1 protein-coding gene is annotated in these 253 nt (G+C 55.7%); it reads right to left on the bottom strand.

Translation table 11 applies throughout. The features are described 5' to 3' along the window. Positions 1–70: 70 nt before the first annotated feature. The coding region (locus IV91_RS19400) for a hypothetical protein (RefSeq protein WP_035418813.1) at positions 71–253 on the bottom strand (183 nt) is incomplete at its 5' end.

Raw genomic sequence — 253 nt, 5'->3', positions numbered from 1 at the left:
CTACACCTCGACCAAGTACAACGAGCATCGAGAAGCCATCATAGCAGCCGTGCGGTCAAGGAGCCCTGCGTCAATGAGTCGAACCATCGCCCTTGCGTTTTTTGGTCAGGGCTGCGGTTTTTACGGCGCCAGATCGCAGATCGGGAAGCTGGCCTCGTTGTACCGTGCCGAAGTCGTCAGAGCTTCTCTGAAAACTGCTCCAACCTTGCCAGCAAAACTCCGGTATGTCCGGCGGCTTCGTGGTTGAAATGAA

The organism is Ferrovum myxofaciens, from assembly GCF_000735045.1.
GTDB lineage: Bacteria > Pseudomonadota > Gammaproteobacteria > Burkholderiales > Ferrovaceae > Ferrovum > Ferrovum myxofaciens.
Note: the sequence above shows the minus strand (reverse complement) of the source record. Positions and strands in the feature narration are given on the sequence as shown.